Below are 18,213 nucleotides of genomic sequence, written 5' to 3'. Positions count from 1 at the left end.
CCTTCATGGGTGAACTGCAGGCCGAGCGTGCCCGCACCGAGCACCGGATCTGGTCGTCGATGCTCGACTTCCTCGACGCCGAGACGGCGAGGATCGAGCGGGAGGTTGAGGCGCAGCAGCGCGACCTCGCGTTCGCGGCGGTGCGGTCGCTGGTCGCGCAAGCCAACGGCTGGTCCGAACACCAGGTCGCGAGCCGGATCCACGAAGCGCAAACCGCTCGGGATGATCTGCCGACGGTCTGGAAGGCGTTCTCCGAAGGAACACTGGACGCCGCGCGGGTCTCGGCGATCGCGGCTGGCGCGTGGAAACTCACGAAGGAACGCTCCATCGAACGGCTCGACGAACGCTCCGTCGCGTACGCGGCTACCCACACCGTGGGTGAGCTGCGGCAGTGGGTCAAGCGGTTCATCGCCCGCCACGAACCCGACGAGACCGAGAAACGCTACGAAGAGATCGTCGCCGAACGCTCGGTCACCATCCACCATGATGAGGACGGCACCGGCAGCCTGTATGCCGAAAACCTGCCCTCCTATGTGTTGGCGGGGATCGATCAGCGGCTCGACCACGCCGCGAAAGCCGTGACCGAGGACGACCGGACCCTGCAGCAGCGGCGCGCCGATCTGTTCGTCGACGCACTCGATCACATCGATCCCGAGAACGAACCGGCTCGGACTCCGAGCCTCGCCATCGGTGTGATGGTCCCGGTCTCGACCCTTGCCGGAGTCGATGATCAGCCGGCGATCAGCGCCGACCGGGACTGGATCCTCCCCGCCAACGTCCTGCGCGTCCTGGCGACCAGCGGCGACCCGTTCTGGTACCGACTCCTCGTCGACGAACGCGACAATGTTCTCGCCGTCAGCTACCGGGGCTACTCACCACCCGAACACCTCAAGAACGCCATCCGCTACCGCGACGGCACCTGCCGATACCCCGGATGCACCACCAAAGCCAGCAACTGCGACCTCGACCACCGAGAACCCTGGCCCCACGGACAAACCTGCGCCGACAACCTCTGGGCCCTATGCCGGCACCACCACAAACTGAAAACCTTCCGCCACGCCGAACCCGTACCCCACGACGACGGCTGGGCCTGGCACGTCGGCGGGACGGTCCTGACCGACGAGGTCAGCCCTTGAGCTGCTCGGCGATGCGCGGGGCGATGGCGCGCAGCGCGCGGCCGCGGTGGCTGATCGCATCCTTGTCCTCGCGGCTCAGCTCAGCGGTCGAGACGTCGTAGCCGTCGGCCGCGAACAGGGGGTCGTAGCCGAATCCACCGTCACCACGCTCTTCGCGCAGGATCCGGCCCGGCATCTCCCCCACCTCGACGATCTCGACACCGGGGGCGCAGAACGCCATGGCGCAGCGGAACGTGCCACCGCGTCGCTCGTCCGGGACGTCCGACAGCTGCGCCAGCAGGAGCCGATTGTTGGCGGCGTCTCCGCCCTCCGACTTCGGGACGCCGGACCAGCGCGCGGACAGGACGCCCGGCATGCCGTTCAGCGCGTCGACGCACAGTCCCGAATCGTCCGCCAGCGACGGAAGCCCGGTAGCCGCGAGCGCCGCCCGCGCCTTGAGCAGCGCGTTGCCCTCGAACGTCGCCTCCGTCTCGGCCGGTTCGGCGTAATCGGCGACGTCGGAGAGCCCGAGCACCTCGATGTCGGGGACCAGCGGGGCGAGGATCCGATGCAACTCCTCGAGCTTCTTGGCGTTGTGCGAGGCGAGCACGACCTTCATCGACTCAGCGCCTCCTGCTGGAGCGCGGTGAGCTCGGCGCAGCCCTGCGCCGCCAGCGCGAGCATGGCGTCGAGCTCGCTCTTGTCGAACGCGGCGCCCTCGGCCGTGCCTTGCACCTCGACGAACTTGCCGTCGCCGGTCATGACGACGTTCATGTCGGTCTCGGCGCGGACGTCCTCGACGTACGGCAGGTCGAGAACCGGCTGGCCGTCGACGATGCCGACGCTCACTGCGGCCACCGAGGTGGTCAGTGGTTCGCCGAGCAAGGCGCCTTCACGGCCCAGGTGCGCCACGGCATCGGCGAGCGCGAGGTAGGCACCCGTGATCGCGGCCGTGCGAGTGCCCCCGTCGGCCTGGAGCACGTCGCAGTCGATCGCGATGGTGTTCTCACCGAGCGCGGTGTAGTCGATCGCGGCGCGCAGGGAGCGGCCGACGAGGCGGCTGATCTCGTGCGTGCGCCCGCCGACCTTGCCCTTGACCGACTCACGCGGCGACCGCTCATGCGTCGCCTGCGGCAGCATCGCGTACTCGGCGGTCACCCAGCCGAGACCGGACCCCTTGCGCCAGCGCGGCACACCTTCGGTCGCGCTCGCCGCGCACAGCACGCGGGTGCGACCGAACTCGATGAGGCACGAGCCCTGAGCGTGATCGAGCCATTGGCGGGTGATGGTGATGGGGCGGAGCTGATCGGGCGCGCGGCCGTCCTCACGGGTCATAGACACGACCGTAGCGCGCCCGGGATCAGGTGAGGTCGTAGACCCGACCGGCGGTGACGAGCTCGTAGGGCCCGTCGTACGTGGACAGCAGATCGCGCTCGACCTCGTCGCGGTCGGTCCACGCGGGAATGTGCGTGATCAGCAGCCGGCCGACCCCGGCCTCCGCCGCGATCTTGCCGGCCTCGGCGCCGGTGAGGTGCAACTCGGGCGGGTTCTTCGCGGACTCCACGAACGACGCCTCGCACAAGAACAGGTCGGCTCCGCGAGCGAAATCCACCAACTCGTCCATGGGCCCGGTGTCGCCGGTGTAGACGACGGTGTGGTGACCGAGCTCGAGCCGAACCGCGTACGCCGGCACCGGATGCGAGGTGAGCATCGCCCGGAACGTGAACGGACCGATCGTGGTCTCCATGCCGTCGGAGAAGTCGCGGAACTCGAAGGGCAACGTCATGCCGTTCGGGTTCGTGGTGCCGTACGCGTCCGAGAGGTGCCAGTCGCTGCCGGCGGGGGCGTAGACCGGCACGCGGGGCAACGGTCCGGCCGGATGGTACTTGCGCACGACGTACAGCCCGCTCATGTCGAAGCAGTGATCGGGATGCAGGTGCGAGAGGCTGATCGCATCGATGTCGCGAAGGTCGATGTAGCGCTGCAGCGGCCCGAGGGCGCCACTGCCGAGATCGAGCAGCATCCGGAAGACGCCGCCCTCGTACGGGGCCTCCAGCAGATAGCAGCTCGCAGCAGAGTCCGGACCGGGATACGAGCCGGCGCACCCGATGATCGTCAGCTTCACACCGTCACCCACGCGAACTGGTCGACGGACTCGATCTCGGGGCCGAGGAAGCGTCGGCCGAGCGCGGCGAACTCCTCGGGTTGCCCGGTGGTGAGGAACCGGTGCTGCGGCCGCGGCAAGGAGGGGTCACGCTCGAGCTCCTCGCGGACCAGCAACCGGTAGACGTCCTTGGCCGTCTCCTCGGCCGACGACACGAGCGTCACGCCGTCGCCCATGACGTACGAGAGCACGCCGGTCAGCAGCGGATAATGCGTGCACCCCAGAACGAGGGTGTCCACCCCGGCGTCCTTGACCGGCTGGAGGTACTGCTCGGCGACGGCGAGGAGCTCGGGCCCGCCGGTCACGCCCGCTTCGACGAAGTCGACGAACCGCGGGCACGCCTGCGTGATCAGGTCGATGGACGGGTTCGCGGCGAAGGCGTCGTCGTACGCGCGCGAGGTGGCGGTCGCCTGCGTACAGACGACGCCGACCTTGCCGTTGCGCGTGGCGTTCACCGCTCGCCGGGTGGCCGGAACGATGACCTCCACGACGGGGACGTCATACCGCTCACGGGCATCGTGCAGCACCGCGGCGCTCGCGGAGTTGCAGGCGATCACCAGCGCCTTGACGCCTCGACTGACGAGGTGGTCGAGACAGTCGAGTGCGTACTCGCGCACTTCGGAGATCGGCTTGGGGCCGTAGGGTTGCCGCGCGGTGTCGCCGAGATAGACGACAGGCTCGTGCGGCAGCTGGTCCAGCACGGCACGAGCGACCGTCAGGCCACCGAAGCCCGAGTCGAAGATGCCGATAGGTGCGTCTGCCACATCAACCGAGAGTACGGGTCCGGACAGGTGAACGCGAAGCAAACCGCTGTGAGTCGCGTCGCCTACAACGGGAGCTTCGGCTGGGGCGGCGCGTGCGTGGGATCGACGCCGTCGAACAGGCTGGAGACCGACTCCCCGGCGTGAATGCGCGCGATCGCCTCGGCGAACAGCGGTGCGACCGAGCGAATGCGAAGCTCCGGCCAGTCCTTCGGCGCGGGCACGGTGTCGGTCGTGACGACCTCGCGGATGGCCGGATGGTCGCGCAACCGCTCCACGGCCTTGCCGGTAAACAGTCCGTGGGTGCAAGCGACCGAGACATCGGTGACGCCCTGCTGCTGCAGCATCGTGACGAGCTCGACGATGGAGCCGCCGGTGGCGATCTCGTCGTCGAGGACGATCGCCCGCTTGCCGGCCACGTCGCCGACGATCGCGTCGATGACGACCCGATCGTCGCCCTTGCGCTGCTTGCTTCCGGCGGCCACGGGAAGACCCAGGAGCCGGGCGAACTGCGAGGCGGTCTTGGCGTTGCCGAAGTCGGGCGAGACGACGACGGCATCGGTGAGGTCGGTGCCGCGGTAGTAGTCGGCGAGTTCACCGAGCCCGGTCAGATGGTCGAGCGGGACGGCGAAGAAACCGTGCACTTGCGGCGCGTGGAGGGTCATCGTCACGACCCGATTGACGCCCGCGGTCGCGAGCAGATCGGCGACGAGCCGACCGCCGATCGAGATGCGCGAGGCGTCCTTCTTGTCCGAACGCGCATACGCGTAGTGCGGAATCACGACCGTGATCGAGGCGGCGGAGGCGCCGCGGGCCGCATCCACCATGAGGAGCAGCTCCATCAAGTGATCCTGCGTGGGCGGCACGAGCGGCTGAACGATGTAGACATCGCGCTGGCGGCAGTTGTCGAGCAGCTGGACCTGCAGGCAGTCGTTGCTGAAACGCTGGGTGTCGGCCGGCGATCGACGAATTCCGAGGTGGTCGCAGATCGCGTCGGCGAACTGCGGATGAGCGCTGCCAGAGAACACCACGATCTGGTTCACGCCCCTGAGGCTAGTGGACACGGTGCGTTCAGCGAAACGTCAGGACGCGAACCCGAAGGCTGCCACGACGAGGCCGCCGGCCGCCGCACACGCGATCCCGATCAGCGCGGCGACGCTGCCGTCACGAACCGGACGGAGCGGACGGCGACGCAGGGCGAGCCACAGTGCGGCCGAGAGCACCGCGACGAGGGTCAGCGGCGCGAGGAAGAAGACCATCGCGAAGGTGTAGCCGTCGTACGGCGTGAGGCTGCAGCCGAACCCGATGCCGGAACACTGTCCGTCGGCGTTGACCGTGGCGGCCTGCGATCGCAGGACGAGGACGACGAGCCAGGGAAGCAGCCACCATGCGGCGAGCACCCCGAACGCTCCGGCGTAACGCTTCACGCCCGTCAGCGTAGCGACGCTCGCAGACGTCAGGCCCAGAGCTGACCGTCGAGGCGATCCTCGGCCTCGTCGAGGGTGCCTTCGTACGCGCCGGTCGAGAGATACTTCCACCCGCCGTCGCACACCACGAAGCAGATGTCGGCGCGCTCCCCCGCCTTGACGCACTTGTTCGCCTGAGCGAGAGCGGCGTGCAGGATCGCCCCGGTCGAGATGCCGGCGAAGACGCCCTCGGCCGCGATGAGTTCACGCACCCGGCGCACGGCGTCGCGCGGACCCACGCTGAACCGCGAGTCGATGAGCGACTCGTCGTACAGCTCGGGCACGAAGCCCTCGTCGAGATTGCGCAGCCCGTAGACCAGTTCGCCATAGCGCGGTTCGGCCGCGACGATGCGCACGTCGGGCTGGTGCTCGCGGAAGTACCGGCCGACACCCATGAGCGTGCCGGTGGTACCGAGACCACCCACGAAATGCGTGATCTCGGGCAGGTCGGCGTGGATCTCCGGCGCCGTCCCGCGGTAGTGCGCCTCGGCGTTGGCGGGGTTGCCGTACTGGTAGAGCATGACCCAGTCCGGGTGTTCGAGGGCGAGACCCTTGGCGACGCGAACCGCCTCGTTCGAACCGCCGGCCGCGGGCGAGGCGATGATCTCCGCCCCCCACATGCGCAGCAGCTGACGACGCTCCTCGGAGGTGTTCTCCGGCATGACGCACACCAGCCGGTAGCCGCGCATGGACGCCACCATCGCCAGGGAGATACCGGTGTTGCCGCTCGTCGGCTCCAGGATGGTCGCGCCCGGGGTGAGCCGGCCCTCGGTCTCGGCCTTCTCGATCATCGCGAGCGCGGCCCGGTCCTTGATCGATCCGGTCGGGTTCTGGTCCTCGAGCTTCGCCCACAACCGCACCTCGGGTGAGGGCGAGAGCGACGGCAGGCCGACGAGCGGCGTGTGGCCGACGGAGTCGACCAGCGAGTCGTAGCGCGTCACGTCAGCGGGCGCCGCCGGCCACCGCCGGGAGGATGACGACGGTGTCGCCATCGGACAGTGCCGTCTGCAGACCGCCGGTGAAGCGGATGTCCTCGTCGTTGACGTAGATGTTGACGAATCGGCGCGCCTCGCCGTTCTCGAGCAGTCGCTCCTGGATGCCGTCGTGGCGCGACTCGAGGTCGTCGATGAGCTCGGCGACGGTGTCGCCCTTGGCCTCGACGGCACGTTCACCGCCCGTGTACGTGCGCAGGATCGTGGGAATGCGGACCTCGATGGCCATCAGACTTCTGCTTTCTCGTCGGGGGTGCTTCCGGTGGTGTAACGCTCGACGACGCGGACTTCTTCCTCGGTGACCTCGCCGTCGACGATCCGGAACGATCGGAAGTCGATCGGGGCACCCTCCTCGTGGGCGCCGTCGCGGGTCGAGACGAGGACGTAGTGAGCACCCGGTTCGGCGGCGAGCGCGACGTCGGTACGCGAGGGGTACGCCTCGGTCGAGGTGTGCGAGTGGTAGATGACGACGGGCTCCTCGTCGTTGTCGTCCATCTCGCGGTACAGCTTCAGCAGATCGCCGGAGTCGAACTCGTAGAACGTCGGCGACATCGCGGCGTTGAGCATGGGGATGAAGCGCTCCGGCCGGTCCGAGCCGATCGGTCCGGCGACGACACCGCACGCCTCGTCGGGATGGTCGCGGCGCGCGTGCGCGACGATCGCATCGTGCGTCTCGCGGTCGATGGTCAACACGCCACCAGTTTATCGGCGACGCGCAGCCCTGAGCCGGGCGACCGCCAGGCGGACACCCCGACGGCACAGCGTCAGCCGGCGGCCTGAACGAGGGTCTCCTGCACGAAGCCGAGCCAGTCGTAGACATCGGCCATCGCGGCTGTGCCGGGGTCCTCTGAGTCGGCGACGCGTTCGGCATCCTCGTCGCTGTCGATCCCGAGCCTGACCGCCAGAGCGATCCTGACGTCCGTGAGCGCCCTCAGCCACGCGAGCACCTGGCCCTGGTCGAGCTCGACCTCGACGTCGTCATGGGCGCCCTCGGACATTCCGCCGTCGGCGAGGGTACTGATGACGGTCTCGGCATTGGCGACCTTGGTCGAGGTCAGTGCCTGTTCGGTGTAGCGACGGAACTCGGCGGCGTCCTCGGGGTCATCGCGATAGGCATCGGGCAGCAGCCGGGCGAGGACCGGGTCCTCGGGCGGCTGGACCGGACCGGACATCCCGACCATCGCCGCGAGCGGATCGGCCGACGACTCCGGCGGCCCGTTGCGGTCGCGCAGCAGTTCGACCACTTGGGCGGTCAGGTTCGCCATGAGCTGCGCCTCGTTCTGCTCGAACACGCCCACGACGGTCTGCCGCCGCCGTACGAACGGCTTCACAGCTCGCTCCTTTCCAAGGTGGCCCAGAGACCGTACTCGTGCATCGCCTGCACGTGACGCTCCTGCTCCTCGCGGCGGCCGCTCGACACGACGGCCTTGCCCTCGTGATGGACGGCGAGCATGAGCTCGGTGGCCTTCTCCTCCGTGTACCCGAAGTACGTGCGGAAGACGAAGGCGACATAGGACATGAGGTTGACCGGGTCGTTCCACACGATCGTCACCCACGGATCCTCGAGCTCGACCATGTCGTCGAGCTCGGGATCGGGCGCGATCTCGGCGGGCGCGGGCCCGGTGGCTGCGGCGGTCACACTCCCCATTGTTGCGGAGTCGGGCCGCGTACCGAAACCGGCTATGCGCGGGGCACCTATTCTCAGAACATGGGGACGCGCACCGGGCGGTCGACCGCCCTGCTCACCGACCACTACGAGCTCACGATGCTCCAGGCCACCCTGCGTGACGGCACCGCTGGGCGGCGCAGCGTGTTCGAGCTGTTCGCCCGACGCCTGTCCGGCGGACGCCGGTTCGGCGTCGTCGCCGGGACCGGACGGTTTCTCGAGGCCCTCGAGAGTTTCCGCTTCGGGGACGACGAGCTGCGATTCCTTCGCGACGCGGCCGTCGTCGACGACGACACGCTCGACTGGCTCCGCGACTTCCGGTTCACCGGCGACGTGTGGGGCTACCCGGAGGGTGAGCTCTACTTCCCCGGCTCCCCCGTCCTGGTGGTCGAGGGGAGCTTCGCCGAGTGCGTCGTGCTCGAGACCATCGCGCTCTCGGTGCTCAACCACGACTCCGCGATCGCCACCGCTGCCGCCCGGATGACCACCGCCGCCGGCGATCGGCCCTGTATCGAGATGGGCTCGCGACGCACTCAGGAATGGTCGGCGGTGGCGGCCGCGCGCGCGGCTTACGTCGCAGGCTTCGCGGCCACGTCCAATCTGGAGGCGGGCCGCGCCTACGGCATCCCGACCACGGGCACCGCGGCGCACTCCTTCACCCTCGTCCACGACTCCGAACGTGAGGCGTTCGACGCGCAGGTGGCGGCGCTCGGCTCCGGCACCACCCTGCTCGTCGACACGTACGACATCGCCGAGGGCGTGCGCAACGCCATCGCCGCCGGCGGCCTCGACCTCGGCGCCGTGCGTCTCGACTCCGGCGACCTCGCGCAGGTGGCGGCGAGCGTGCGAGCCCAACTCGACGATCTCGGCGCCACGTCGACGCGCATCACCGTCACGAGCGATCTCGACGAGTACGCCATCGCCGCGCTCGCCGTGGCCCCGGTCGACGGCTACGGCGTCGGTACGTCGTTGGTCACCGGGTCGGGAGTGCCCACGAGCGGCTTCGTCTACAAGCTGGTCGCGCGCGAGGGTGCGGACGGATCACTGATCTCGGTGGCCAAGAAGAGCAAGGACAAGACCTCCGTCGGGGGCCGGAAGTTCGCCGTCCGGCGCCGCGACGAGCGGGGTGTCGCGACCGCCGAGGTCATCGGCGTCGGCGAGCAGCCCGACACCGATCACGACGACCGGACCCTGCTCGTCCCCCTCGTCGCCAAGGGCGAACGCGTCGACCGCGGCTCGCTGGACGACGCGCGGCGACACTTCCGATCCGCCATCGACGAACTCCCTCCGGGCGCCTTGCGGCTGAGCAAGGGCGACCCGGCCCTCCCGACTATCTACGAGGAGCACTGACATGACCACCAAGGCACTCATCGTCGTCGACGTCCAGAACGACTTCTGCGAGGGCGGTTCACTCGCGGTGGCGGGCGGAGCGCAGGTCGCCGCGGACGTGCACGACCTCATCGACCGGTCGCGTGACGAGTACGCCACCGTCGTGGCGACCCGCGATCACCACATCGACCCCGGCGATCACTTCTCCGACACCCCCGACTACGTCGACTCCTGGCCGCCGCACTGCGTCGTGGGGACCCCGGGCGCCGATCTGCACGCTCCGCTGACGACCCGGCTCTTCGATGCCGTCTTCGACAAGGGCGAGTACGCCGCGGCCTACTCGGGGTTCGAGGGCGTCACCTCGACGGGAACCGACCTCACGACCTACCTGCAGGCGCACGGGATCGACGCCGTGGACATCGTCGGCATCGCGACCGATCACTGCGTGCGCGCGACGGCGCTGGACGCGGCGTCCGCGGGGCTCGAGGTCACCGTGCTGCGCGACTACGTCGCCGCGGTGTCCCCGGACAACATCTCGCGCGTGGAGGCGGAGTGGTCCGAGGCGGGTATCGCCACCCGCTAGTTGTACGAGGCCGGCGTCGAGGAAGGTGATCGTCTGCGTGCCGCATGCTCGGCGACCCGGCGGTGGAGCAGCACCAGCGGCAGCGGGAGGGCGACCTCGACCGCCGCCAGCGCGACGAACATCGGATGCGGCCAGCCGTGCGTCGCGAACGACGCCCAGCGCGCGAGGCCAGAGGCGAAGAGGACCCCACAGACGATCGCGAACTCTCGCCTGGCGGATTCCACGCGGTCGGCGAGGAACCACAGATAGACCGAGACCGCCATCCACCAGACGGCGAAGAACCGGAACTCCTGCGCCAGGTTGGCTTCGACGTGGCCTTGGGCGCCCGGCAGGAACTCCGGGCCCAGTACTGCCGCAGCGGCGCCCGTGATGAGCGGCACTGCAGCGACCACCCGCAGGCCGGTTCGCAGCGCCGAAGGCGTCGTCGGATTCGGTGGGTTCATGGGCGACTCCGTCGGTAGACCACTACAGTAATCACGTGATTACTGAGCGGCACGCTACCAGCCGGCGTCTCGTCGAGGAAGCCATGACGCTGTTCGCCCAGCAGGGCTACGCGGCGACCTCCGTGGGTGCGATCGAGAAGGCAGCGGGCCTGGCGCCGCGCCGCGGGGCGATGTACCGACACTTTCCGTCGAAACAAGCTCTCCTCGAAGCGGTGCTCGACGAACACGTCGCAGCGGTGCGAGCCTCCGGCGACCTTGCGCCGCTGGTGAGTCATCTCCCGCTCGCTGAGCAGCTCCGCCAGATGGCCGAACTGATGCTGGCGCTCATGGAATCGACGCGCGACCTCTCGAGGATCTTCGAACGCGAGGGGGAACGCGTGCCTGAGTTGCGCGAACGATTTCGCACGGGGGTCATCGACGAGGCGGTCCACCAGGCGCGCCGAATCATCTCCCCGTGGTTGGACGACGAGGCCGACGCCGAAGCACTGGCCGTCGTGCTGACCGGGCCGATCGTCAACTTCATGCGCAACCGGTGGACCTTCGGCGACTCACCTGCCGGTCTCACCGAGGAACGCTTCCTCGACGCTTGGTGCGAGAGCGCGATCGCAACGCTCGCACGACGCGGGGATCCCCCGATATTAGACAGTGGCGCGAGCCAATGACACCGTCACCGCGGCTGCACGACGACGTCGACGGGTTCACTCCACGAACCCGTCGCGCCGTTGCCGCCGAGGTAGCGCGCCTGCACGCGTACGGTGCCGGGATCGTCGACGCGGACTCCGGCGACCGCGGTGCCGACCGAGAGATCACGAGTGACGGTCTGGTCCCCCACCTGCAACTCGACCCTGCCCTCGGGCCGGGTTCCTCGGGCGGCCACGCCGGCCGCGACCCGGACGGTCTCGCCCGCCTCGATGGACGGCGTCAAGGCGTGCACGCTGGTGGTCGAAGGGACGGTGCTGTCCGAGGCCGGCACGAGATCGGCGGCGGTGCCGGTGGCCACCCTCGGTTGCACGGTGAAAGCGGCCGCGGCGACGACGGCGGCAGCTCCCGATGTTGCGAGAACGATGCCGAGTCGCGACGACGAGGTGGCGAACGAACGACGTGCAACAGTCATGCCGTCAGCGTCGCCGCGGCGGGCGAACGGGCACGCACGCGTGCGTGAACACCGCCCGAACTCTGCGCGATCAGCCCAGCGCGTCGGCGAGCAGGCGCAGGGTCTGCTCCCGCGCCGGGGCCGTGGCCGGGTCCGTGCCCTGACGGACCGAAGCGACGGGGTTGATCATGACCTCGTCGACGTCGAAGCGCCCGGCCAGCTCACGCACCTGTCGCGCCGCCTGCTCGGGAGTGCCGTACACCGTGCGGGCGAGCCCGGACTCCACGATCTCCTCCTCCACCTCGGTCAGCTCCATCGCCTCGGCTTCCTCGACGAGCTGCAACGGGATGAGCGGCTTGCGCGTGCGCAAGCGCGCCATGGTGAGCAGGTTGGGTAGCGCGAGGGCCGCGGCCTCCTCGGTCGTGTCGGCGACCACGGCGTTGACGGTCAGGAACGTCGTGGGCTGCTCGCACTGATCGCTGGGGCGGAACTCTCGGCGGTACGTGGCCAGCGCCTCGTCCGTCCCCTGGCCCGAGAAGTGGTGCGCGAACACATAGGGAAGGCCCTTGGCCGCCGCCAGGTGCGCCGAGTACATCGACGAGCCGAGCAGCCACAGCCGCGGCCGGCTGGTGGCGGCGGGCGTGGCCTTGAGGACGTACTGCTCACGCGGGATCGGCACCCGCACACCCTCGGTGCCCATGAGCGCCATGACGTCGTCGAGATACTGCGGGAACTTCTCGATGTCGGAATCGTCCCGCCCGGCGGCACCGCGCAATGCCCACGACGTGACGGGGTCGGAGCCGGGCGCGCGACCGATGCCGAGATCGATCCGGCCCGGGTGAGCGGCCTCGAGGAGGGCGAACTGCTCGGCGACCGCCAGCGGCGCGTGGTTGGGCAGCATCACCCCGCCCGATCCGATCCGAATCCGCTCCGTGCGAGCGGCGAGCTGGGCGATGAGCACCGGCGGCGAGGTCGCGGCGACGGCCGGCATGTTGTGGTGCTCGGCCACCCAGTACCGCTCGTAACCGAGCGCATCGGCCGCTTGGACCAGCTCGACCGTCGCGGCGAAGGCGTCGCCGGTGGTCTGATCGCTGCGGACGGGAACGAGATCCAGAACCGAGAGCTTCACGCCTCAACTGTCCCACTGGCGCCAAGCCGCGCGGATCAGGGTGCCAACCGCTCGGCGAGGAAGTCGGTGATGTCGTCGAGAGCCTGGCGGGCCGGTGTGCCGACGAGACCGGGCAGACTGACGAACCCGTGGATCGCGTCGGGGTACATCCGATAGCGCACCGGGACGCCGGCGCGCTGCAGCGCGTCCCGGTACCGGCTGCCGTTGTCCAGCAAGGGATCGAACTCCGCAGTGAGGATGAAGGCCGCGGGCAGGTCCTCGTGCTTCGTCGCTCGCAGCGGCGAAGCACGCCAGTCGTCGGTCCCGTAGGCGTCCTGCAGGTAGAGCTGCACGAAGGTCCGCATGTTGGCGGACGTCAGCACCGGCGCGTTGGGCATGCGCAGCTCGGAGGCGTACTTCTCGTACATCTCCACGGCGGGGTAGATGAGCACCTGGGCACGAAGCCGGGGATCGCCCTCGTCGCGGCTGGTGAGAGCCGTGACCGCCGCGAGGTTGCCGCCCGCGCTGTCGCCCATGACGGCGACGCGCTCGGGGTCGATGCCCAGCGCGGTGGCATGGCCGACGAGCCAGCGCAGCGTCTCCCACGCGTCGTCCACCGCCGCCGGAAACGGATGCTCCGGCGCGAAGCGGTACGACGGCGAGACGACCACCGCGCCGGTGCGGGCGGCTACACGGCTGGCCAGCCAGCCGGACTGCTCGGTGTTGCCCTGGACCCATCCGCCGCCGTGATAGTTCACGACGAGCGGACGTGGACCATCGCCCACCGCCGGCGGGCGGTACACGAGCGCGGGAAGGGTGCGGCCCGGGAGGGTGACGTCGAGCTCCTCGACCGTCACGCGCCGGTCGGGCCGCCCGAACACGCGCTGGCCGACCGCGGAGCGCTGCACGGCCAGACGTTTCGCTCGGTTCGCCGCGTGGTCGGTGACCTCCTCGATCGGTTGGGTCACCCGATTGAGGATCTGGCCCAGGAGACGCACGCGCACGCTCATGCGCGCCACCTTAGCGACTCGGCGCCGGTGCGGGGGTCAACTCGCGCGCAATGCCCATTCGCGCAGACGGTCGATGCGCCGCTGCAACTGCTCCGCGGTCGCCGCCGCGGCCGGCGGGCCGCCGCACTCGGATCGCAGCTTGTTGTGCACGACCCCGTGCGGAGTGCCGGTGCGGTGATGCCACGCGGCGACGAGCGAGTTGAGCTCGCGTCGCAGTTCCGCGCGGCGTTCGAAGGCCACATCCCGCTCGATCTCGACCGTCTCCTGGCGCTGCGCCAGCTCCTCGCGCGCCTTCTTCGACCGTGCGGACCGCAGCAACTCGGCGACCTGGTCGGGTTCGAGCAGACCCGGAATGCCGAGGAAGTCCAGCTCCTCGGGGTCGTCGGCGATGGCGTCGTAACCGAACTCGCCACCGTCGTAGACCACCCGGTCGAACGCCGCCTCGCTGCCCAGGGCGCGGTAGGTGCCGAGTTCCTCGGGCATCGCCGGCTCCTCGCGCTGCGCCCGTGCGAGCATCTCCGCCTCCGCCGCGAAGAGGTCGTCCTCGTCCTTCACGGGCCGCCCGATGACGTGATCGCGCTCGGCTTCCAGATCGGCGGCCAGACCGAGCAGCCCGGGCACGCTCGGCACGAAGATCGACGCCGTCTCGCCGCGGCGCCGAGCCCGGACGAAGCGGCCGACGGCCTGCGCGAAGAACAGGGGTGTCGCGGTCGTGGTGGCGTAGACGCCGACGGCGAGACGGGGCACGTCGACCCCCTCGCTGACCATGCGCACCGCCACCATCCACGGGTCGCTGTTCGCCGAGAACTCCGCGATCCGCGCGCTCGATCCGGCCTCGTCGGACAGTACCAACGTCGGATCGGTGCCGGTGAGGTCGCGCAGCAACGCCGCGTAGGCGCGCGCCGCGGTCTGGTCGGTCGCGATGACCAGGCCCCCGGCGTCCGGGATGTCGCGCCGCACCTCCTGCAGACGCCGGTGCGCGGCCTGGAGCACTGCCGGAATCCACGAGCCTTGCGGGTCGAGGGCGGTCCGCAGAGCTTGCGCCGTCTGATCGCGCGTGAGCGGCTCGCCGAGCCGTGCGGTGACTTCGTCGCCTGCGCTCGTGCGCCACTGCATCTGGCCGGAGTACGCCATGAAGAGCACCGGTCGGACGACGCCGTCGCGGAGCGCGGAACCGTAGCCGTAGGCGTAATCGGCGACGCTCGCGATCGAGCCGTCGCTCTGCGGCGCGTACGTGACGAACGGAATCGGATTGTCGTCGGACCGGAACGGTGTACCGGTGAGCGCGAGTCGTCGCTCGGCCGGCTCGCACGCCTCCTGCACCGCTTCACCCCAGCTGAGCGCATCGCCGGCGTGGTGGATCTCGTCGAGGATGACCAGCGTGCGCTGACGCTCGACCCGCACGCGGTGCGCGATCGGATTGGTCGCGATGCCGGCGTAGGTCACGGCGTAGCCCTGGAACTGCGGGGCGAGCGCACCCGAGAGGTCGGGATCGAGCGAGATGCCCATGGACGCGGCGCTCAGCGCCCACTGCGTCTTGAGGTGCTCGGTCGGCGCGATCACGACGATCCGCTCGACGACACGGCGGTGCAGGAGGTCCGCGGCGATGGTCAGCGCGAAGGTCGTCTTACCGGCGCCGGGCGTCGCCACCGTGAGGAAGTCACGCGGCTGCGTGCGCTGGTACTGCTCGAGTGCTTCGCGCTGCCAGGCCCGGAGGCGCTGGCCGGAGCTCACTGCGCGTCGTCTTCGTCGCCGTCTTCGTCGCGCAAGGAGTCCCAGATCTCCTTGCACTCCGGGCACACGGGGTAACGCTGCGGATCGCGGCTGGGCACCCACACCTTGCCGCAGAGCGCGACCACCGGCGTGCCCATGACCATCGCCTCGGTCAGCTTGTCCTTGGGCACGTAGTGGCTGAAGCGCTCGTGGTCACCGTGATCGGTGCGCTGCTCCGTGCGCTCGTCGTGAACGGTCTGCGTCCCGCGTCCGAAGAATCCCACGCACCCATCCTAGGCATGAGCCACCCACGCTCCTAGCAGCGCGCGTCAGTTGAACGTCGGATCCTCCGGATACGTGGACAACAGCCGCAGGTCGTCGTCCTGACGCCGCAACACGCTCGACCACAGCAGTTCCGGCGTCGCCGAGAGCAGGTCGCCCTCCTCGGCGTCGACGACGACCCAAGACCCCTCGTCGAGTTCCTCTTCGAGCTGGCCCGCATCCCAGCCGGCGTAGCCGGCGAAGATCCGCAGGCCCTGCAGCGTGCCGTGGGGCGGGACCGGACCGGTGAGGTCGACCAGACCGACGCGGCCGTACGTCGGACGCCAGCCGCTCGGGACGAGGCTCGCCGCGCCGATCACCCCGACCGCGAGCGCGGCGTCGGTGGAGACCGGCCCTCCGTTGAACAGGCATCCGGGCGCGTTGACGGCGTCTCCCCACTCGGGCAGGACCTCGTCGACGCCGGAGTCGAGCGGACGGTTGACGATGACGCCGACCGCGCCCTCGGCGTCGTGATCGAGCATGTACACGACGCTGCGATAGAACAGTCCGCCTTCGATGGCGGGCGCGGCGACGAGTAGTCGTCCGCGGACGTCGACGGTACTCATGACTCCATGATGCCCCTGCACGACCACGTTCGGCGGATGACGGGCGTGACGAGCCGTCGCCTATGCTGTCGCCCATGCGTGAACCCACGTCGAATGCCGAGGAGTTCACCGTCGACGAGCTCGCTTCGCGCGCCAACATGACGGTGCGCAATGTGCGCGCCTACGCCAGCCGCGGACTCATCGATCCACCGCGGCTCGAGGGGCGCACGGGGTACTACAACCGCTCCCACCTGCAGCGGCTCCAGCTCATCCGCCAGCTGCTCGACCGCGGGTTCACGCTCGCAGCGGTCGAGGATGCGATCGTCAAATCGCCGACCACGGCACCCGGTCACGCGCTCGAACTGATGACCCTGCTCGGGCACAGCGGCGGTGACGATCCGAGCGTGCTCATGTCGCCCGACGACCTCGCCGCCCTCGCCAACGTCCAGCACGCCGATCCGCTGATCGACGCCCTGGCCGAACTGGGTCTGGTCGAGCGGGTGGACGAGCGCACCTTGCGCATCCTCGATCCGCAGGTCGTGCGCCCCGGCGCCGCCGCCGTCGCCTTGGGCCTCGCTCCCGAGACCGTCATCGACGCCGTCCCGATCCTGCGCGAGCACCTGCGCGCCATCGCCGATCACCTGGTCGAGCGCGTCTCCGACGAGATCGTGCAGCCGTTCGTCGACCAGGGGCTTCCCGAGAACGAGTGGCCGCGGGTCTTCGGTGCTGTCGAGGAACTGCTGCCGATCGCCAGCCAGGTCATCCTCGCGTTGTTCCGCAGCGAGCTGCAGGAGTCGATCGAGATCGAGGTCGGCGACAAGCTCCAGCAGATGGGCGAGTCCGGCCCCGAGGGTTCCGCTAGCGCCAGTTGACGTCGGCGGTCGAGTTGTTCACCAGCTCGATCCAGGATTTGCCGGGCGCCAATCCGATCGGGTTGCCTTCAGCGTCAGCGAGCTGGATCTGCGAGGCGTGGTCCTGTTTGGACCAGGTGCCCTCGATGACGCCGCCGCCGGCGAACACCACGGCCCGGCCGGAGCCCACGAAGTTCGTCTCCGGCACGGCGTTGCCTGCCGGGTCGCGGTAACCGGCGTCCACCTCGTCGGCGAACAGGACGAGGAGATTGCGAGCCGCGAACTCGGGCTGCGCGAGACCGTTGGCACGGGTCCAGCCGCCCTCGCCGTGCGTCCACTCGGTCGTGTGGAAGTTGGAGAACCGCACCGACGCCGCGGTCACCGGCGTGGGAGCCGGCGTGGCTTCCTCCGCCGTCTCAGCCCAGGGCAGGTACGGAACGGACGGGCGGACCGGGCCGATCTGCTCGGTGAGGTGCCGCAGGTTCACGAGTACGTTGTACGGGGCCGCCTTGCCCGGCTCACGGCTGAACCCGCCGGCACCACCGTCCTCGCTCACGATGGGCACCTCGGCCTCACGCAGACGGTCGAAGGTCTGCGGAGCACCGCCGGACGCGACGATGTGCGCGCTCGCGGGCTTGGCGATGCCGATGTCGGTGGCGCGCACCGAGCGCACGTGGCCGACGGACTCGGGCATCTGCGAGTAGAAGATGGCAGCGAGTCGGGTGGCACCGCCCTCGACCGTCTCCTCGACCACGAGGTCGGCCTGGTCCAGGCCGGTCTGGGGCGCCGCCGAACTGGTGTTGTCGATCTTCACCGCGAAGGGGGCGTGATCGGGCAAGCCGCCTTCGAGGCGCTCGCCGGTGAGCGGGGAGATCTGGACGAGTTCCGAGCCGTCCTTCTGGTTCGGGTCATCGGTGGTGTCGTCGTCCCCCGAGGAGCAGGCGGTCAACACGACCGCGGCAGCCAACATCGACACCGTCGCGCGCAACTTCATAGACGCCAGCATGCATGACGCCCGGTTCTCCACCCGCGACCGGGAGCCCGTGTCGGTAT

At 69.5% G+C, this 18,213-nt stretch carries 24 protein-coding genes; 5 read left to right on the top strand and 19 right to left on the bottom strand.

Annotation, left to right across the window (positions count from 1 at the left end; translation table 11 throughout):
• The coding region (locus D9V41_RS06480; protein ID WP_133434129.1) for an HNH endonuclease signature motif containing protein at positions 1–1,136 on the top strand (1,136 nt) is incomplete at its 5' end.
• Here D9V41_RS06480 and rdgB read toward each other — a convergent pair.
• The 11 genes from rdgB to clpS all read right to left on the bottom strand — a co-directional run bounded on the left by rdgB (position 1,126) and on the right by clpS (position 8,146).
• Positions 1,126–1,734 carry an RdgB/HAM1 family non-canonical purine NTP pyrophosphatase gene (rdgB, locus tag D9V41_RS06475; protein ID WP_121793709.1) on the bottom strand — a complete coding sequence of 203 codons (609 nt, stop codon included), beginning with the start codon at positions 1,732–1,734 and terminating at the stop codon, positions 1,126–1,128. The genes D9V41_RS06480 and rdgB overlap by 11 nt on opposite strands.
• Complete coding sequence (gene rph, locus D9V41_RS06470; protein ID WP_121793708.1) at positions 1,731–2,450, bottom strand: ribonuclease PH; 720 nt, start codon at positions 2,448–2,450, stop codon at positions 1,731–1,733. Before rph ends, rdgB begins: the two co-directional genes overlap by 4 nt.
• Before the next feature lie 25 nt (positions 2,451–2,475).
• Positions 2,476–3,240 carry an MBL fold metallo-hydrolase gene (locus tag D9V41_RS06465; RefSeq protein WP_121793707.1) on the bottom strand — a complete coding sequence of 255 codons (765 nt, stop codon included), beginning with the start codon at positions 3,238–3,240 and terminating at the stop codon, positions 2,476–2,478.
• On the bottom strand, positions 3,237–4,043 hold the full coding sequence (gene murI / locus D9V41_RS06460) for a glutamate racemase (RefSeq protein WP_121793706.1): 807 nt from the start codon (positions 4,041–4,043) through the stop codon (positions 3,237–3,239). Before murI ends, D9V41_RS06465 begins: the two co-directional genes overlap by 4 nt.
• Before the next feature lie 62 nt (positions 4,044–4,105).
• Entirely contained in the window at positions 4,106–5,083 is a 978-nt protein-coding gene (locus D9V41_RS06455) for a ribose-phosphate diphosphokinase (protein ID WP_121793705.1), read from the bottom strand.
• A gap of 39 nt (positions 5,084–5,122) precedes the next feature.
• On the bottom strand, positions 5,123–5,467 hold the full coding sequence (locus tag D9V41_RS06450; protein ID WP_121793704.1) for a hypothetical protein: 345 nt from the start codon (positions 5,465–5,467) through the stop codon (positions 5,123–5,125).
• Positions 5,468–5,496: 29 nt separating this feature from the next.
• Positions 5,497–6,498, bottom strand: a complete 1,002-nt coding sequence (locus D9V41_RS06445) for a PLP-dependent cysteine synthase family protein (RefSeq protein ID WP_121793703.1) — start codon at positions 6,496–6,498, stop codon at positions 5,497–5,499.
• Entirely contained in the window at positions 6,449–6,727 is a 279-nt protein-coding gene (locus tag D9V41_RS06440) for a MoaD family protein (RefSeq protein ID WP_121793702.1), read from the bottom strand. Before D9V41_RS06440 ends, D9V41_RS06445 begins: the two co-directional genes overlap by 50 nt.
• Positions 6,727–7,191 (bottom strand): M67 family metallopeptidase, encoded by a 465-nt coding sequence (locus D9V41_RS06435; RefSeq protein ID WP_121793701.1) that lies wholly within the window; start codon positions 7,189–7,191, stop codon positions 6,727–6,729. The genes D9V41_RS06440 and D9V41_RS06435 overlap by 1 nt, the downstream gene beginning before the upstream one ends.
• 71 nt (positions 7,192–7,262) lie before the next feature.
• Complete coding sequence (locus tag D9V41_RS06430; protein WP_121793700.1) at positions 7,263–7,829, bottom strand: DUF2017 domain-containing protein; 567 nt, start codon at positions 7,827–7,829, stop codon at positions 7,263–7,265.
• Entirely contained in the window at positions 7,826–8,146 is a 321-nt protein-coding gene (clpS, locus tag D9V41_RS06425) for an ATP-dependent Clp protease adapter ClpS (RefSeq protein ID WP_424922787.1), read from the bottom strand. The genes D9V41_RS06430 and clpS overlap by 4 nt, the downstream gene beginning before the upstream one ends.
• Positions 8,147–8,206: 60 nt before the next feature.
• On the opposite strand from clpS, the gene D9V41_RS06420 reads away from it, so the two are divergent.
• Both D9V41_RS06420 and D9V41_RS06415 read left to right on the top strand, forming a co-directional pair.
• A complete protein-coding gene (locus D9V41_RS06420) occupies positions 8,207–9,514 on the top strand; it encodes a nicotinate phosphoribosyltransferase (protein WP_243697169.1) in 1,308 nt (435 codons plus the stop codon).
• Position 9,515: 1 nt separating this feature from the next.
• A complete protein-coding gene (locus tag D9V41_RS06415; RefSeq protein ID WP_121793697.1) occupies positions 9,516–10,076 on the top strand; it encodes an isochorismatase family protein in 561 nt (186 codons plus the stop codon).
• Here the strand turns inward: D9V41_RS06415 and D9V41_RS06410 are convergent.
• On the bottom strand, positions 10,073–10,519 hold the full coding sequence (locus D9V41_RS06410) for a DUF4345 domain-containing protein (protein ID WP_121793696.1): 447 nt from the start codon (positions 10,517–10,519) through the stop codon (positions 10,073–10,075). The genes D9V41_RS06415 and D9V41_RS06410 overlap by 4 nt on opposite strands.
• Positions 10,520–10,554: 35 nt before the next feature.
• Between D9V41_RS06410 and D9V41_RS06405 the strand changes: the two genes are divergently transcribed.
• Positions 10,555–11,181 (top strand): TetR/AcrR family transcriptional regulator, encoded by a 627-nt coding sequence (locus D9V41_RS06405; protein WP_133434128.1) that lies wholly within the window; start codon positions 10,555–10,557, stop codon positions 11,179–11,181.
• A gap of 5 nt (positions 11,182–11,186) precedes the next feature.
• Here D9V41_RS06405 and D9V41_RS06400 read toward each other — a convergent pair whose 3' ends face one another.
• From D9V41_RS06400 to D9V41_RS06375, 6 genes are all read right to left on the bottom strand, one after another.
• Positions 11,187–11,633 (bottom strand): Ig-like domain repeat protein, encoded by a 447-nt coding sequence (locus tag D9V41_RS06400; RefSeq protein WP_121793694.1) that lies wholly within the window; start codon positions 11,631–11,633, stop codon positions 11,187–11,189.
• Positions 11,634–11,703: 70 nt separating this feature from the next.
• The gene (locus tag D9V41_RS06395; protein ID WP_121793693.1) at positions 11,704–12,741 is read right to left on the bottom strand and encodes an LLM class flavin-dependent oxidoreductase; all 1,038 of its coding nucleotides are present in this window, start codon (positions 12,739–12,741) and stop codon (positions 11,704–11,706) included.
• 35 nt (positions 12,742–12,776) lie between these two features.
• The gene (locus D9V41_RS06390; RefSeq protein ID WP_121793692.1) at positions 12,777–13,730 is read right to left on the bottom strand and encodes an alpha/beta hydrolase; all 954 of its coding nucleotides are present in this window, start codon (positions 13,728–13,730) and stop codon (positions 12,777–12,779) included.
• Positions 13,731–13,766: 36 nt separating this feature from the next.
• Positions 13,767–15,464, bottom strand: coding sequence for a DEAD/DEAH box helicase (locus D9V41_RS06385; RefSeq protein ID WP_243697168.1), 1,698 nt, complete (start codon positions 15,462–15,464; stop codon positions 13,767–13,769).
• A complete protein-coding gene (locus tag D9V41_RS06380) occupies positions 15,461–15,727 on the bottom strand; it encodes a DUF3039 domain-containing protein (RefSeq protein WP_121793691.1) in 267 nt (88 codons plus the stop codon). Before D9V41_RS06380 ends, D9V41_RS06385 begins: the two co-directional genes overlap by 4 nt.
• A 45-nt stretch (positions 15,728–15,772) precedes the next feature.
• Positions 15,773–16,330 (bottom strand): YqgE/AlgH family protein, encoded by a 558-nt coding sequence (locus tag D9V41_RS06375; RefSeq protein WP_121793690.1) that lies wholly within the window; start codon positions 16,328–16,330, stop codon positions 15,773–15,775.
• A 74-nt stretch (positions 16,331–16,404) separates the two neighbouring features.
• On the opposite strand from D9V41_RS06375, the gene D9V41_RS06370 reads away from it, so the two are divergent.
• Positions 16,405–17,181: a MerR family transcriptional regulator gene (locus D9V41_RS06370; RefSeq protein WP_166375939.1), complete on the top strand. Its 777-nt coding sequence runs from the start codon at positions 16,405–16,407 to the stop codon at positions 17,179–17,181.
• Here D9V41_RS06370 and D9V41_RS06365 read toward each other — a convergent pair.
• Positions 17,168–18,154 carry a DUF3048 domain-containing protein gene (locus D9V41_RS06365; RefSeq protein WP_166375938.1) on the bottom strand — a complete coding sequence of 329 codons (987 nt, stop codon included), beginning with the start codon at positions 18,152–18,154 and terminating at the stop codon, positions 17,168–17,170. The genes D9V41_RS06370 and D9V41_RS06365 overlap by 14 nt on opposite strands.
• Positions 18,155–18,213 lie beyond the last annotated feature (59 nt).

This window comes from Aeromicrobium phragmitis (genome assembly GCF_003674095.1).
GTDB lineage: Bacteria > Actinomycetota > Actinomycetes > Propionibacteriales > Nocardioidaceae > Aeromicrobium > Aeromicrobium phragmitis.
The sequence above is the reverse complement of the archived record's forward strand: the minus strand, read 5'-3'. Positions and strand labels throughout refer to the sequence as shown.